General features: G+C 64.0%; 1 protein-coding gene and 1 pseudogene (1 of these 2 only partly in view). One reads left to right on the top strand and one right to left on the bottom strand.

From position 1 onward, the window contains the following. Positions 1-197, bottom strand: partial view of a putative bifunctional diguanylate cyclase/phosphodiesterase gene (locus IL54_RS01920; protein WP_076605450.1) — the 5' end (the start) only. It extends 1,843 nt beyond the left edge of the window; only the first 197 of its 2,040 coding nucleotides appear in the window; it begins with the start codon at positions 195-197; its stop codon lies off the left edge, out of view. Between the two features lie 84 nt (positions 198-281). Between IL54_RS01920 and IL54_RS01915 the strand changes: the two are divergent. Beyond that, positions 282-1,740: pseudogene (locus IL54_RS01915) on the top strand (hybrid sensor histidine kinase/response regulator); the annotation flags it as partial.

Here is a 1,740-nt window from a genome sequence, read left to right as displayed (position 1 = left end):
GTGGCGACGACGGCATGGATGGCGAGGCCATCCGATATGCTGCTGATGACGAGGCCGACCGCCATGCCGGTCGCAGCGCCAATGGTCAGCGATGTGGGGGACGCATAGAGCGTTTCGACCAGGCTCCGCCGCACATCGGCATCCTGTTCCGACGAGAGCGCCCTGCGCTTTTCCAGCAATGTCCTCAAAGCGCGCAAATGGCCGGTCTCCGGTTCCTGACCCCTCTTCGCAGTTTCCCTTTATTTTTTCGTTAACCGCAAGATCGCAGCCAACTGGCGCGTTTGCGCGCAGACGCCTATGCCGGTGGCCTGATTGTCGTGGACCGGGGGAGCATCGCCATATCTGCTCAATTGCTCATCGCCCTCGCCTATGTCGCCCTGCTGTTCGGGGGGACGGCGTTCGCGCATGTTCATCGCCATCGGCTGCGCCAATCGCGCTGGCGCATCCATGCCTATACGCTGGCGCTGGGGGTCTATTGCACCAGTTGGACCTATTTTGGCGCGGTCGGGACGGCGGCGACTGGGGGCTGGAGCTATCTGCCCATCTATCTGGGGCCGATCCTGCTGATGATCGCGGGCGGGCCATTCCTGCGTCGGTTGAATGCCGAGGTGCAGGAGGATGGCGCGACATCCATTTCCGATTTCATCGGATCGCGTTTCGGCAAGAGCCGCACGGTGGCGGCGCTGGTGACGCTGATCCTGTTGTTCGGCACCATTCCCTATATCGCGCTGCAATTGCTGTCGGTGGCGCTGAGTTTCGCGCTGGTTTCCGGCATTACGCAGCCGACCGCGCCGCTGGTCGTGGCGGCGGCGGCCCTGGCGCTGTTCGCCATCGCCTTTGGTGCCCGGCGCTATCAGGTGGCGGGGCAGAATGAGGCGATATTGTTCGCCGTCGCCTTTGAATCGCTGTTCAAGCTGGTGGCGTTGCTGTTGGTCGCAGGGCTGGCGGTCTGGCTGTTGTGGACGGCCCCTGTCGATCGGATCGCCGATGGCATGGCGACCTTTCGCAGCGGATTTGCGCCCTCTCGGCTGGATGTGAATTTCGCCGTCACCACTTTGTTGTCGGTGCTGACGATCATCTGCCTGCCCCGACATTTCTTCATCAGCGTCACGGAGTCGCGCACGCCCGATGACATATTGACCGCGCGTTGGGGCTTCGTCGCCTATCTGCTGGTGACGGTGCTGGCGGTGCTGCCCATTGCCGCCGCGGGCGTGGCGCTGCTCGGCCAAGGAGCGACGCCCGACCTGTTCGTGCTAAGCCTGCCGCAGGATTTCGGCTATCGCGGCCTGGCCTTGCTCGTCTTTCTGGGTGGCGTGTCAGCGGCGCTGGCGATGGTCGTCACCGAGATTGTCGCGATTTCGAGCATGATCTCCAACGATCTGTTCGCGCCCGTGCTGCTGCGGCGATCGACCGAAGATTCGCATTTGGGCGAGCGGTTGTTGTGGATACGGCGCGGCGCGATCATCGCATTGATCGGCGCGGCGGTGCTCTATGCGCTGGCGCTGCCGTCCACCACGCAATTGGCCTCGGTCGGCCTGGTCGCCTTCGTCGCGATCGCCCAATGCGCGCCCGCGCTGATCTGTGCCGTCTATCGGCCGCATAATGATCCGCTGGCGGCCAAGGCGGGGCTGCTGACTGGCTTTGCCTTATGGTTCGTCATCCTGTTCCTGCCCGCGATCGGCAGCGAGACGATCACCCCGCCTGCCTGGCGCGGCATCAGCGCGGTGACGGCGGGCACGC

Origin of the sequence: Sphingobium sp. ba1 (assembly GCF_000743655.1) — a bacterium.
Lineage (GTDB): Bacteria > Pseudomonadota > Alphaproteobacteria > Sphingomonadales > Sphingomonadaceae > Sphingobium.
Note: the sequence above shows the minus strand (reverse complement) of the source record. Positions and strands in the feature narration are given on the sequence as shown.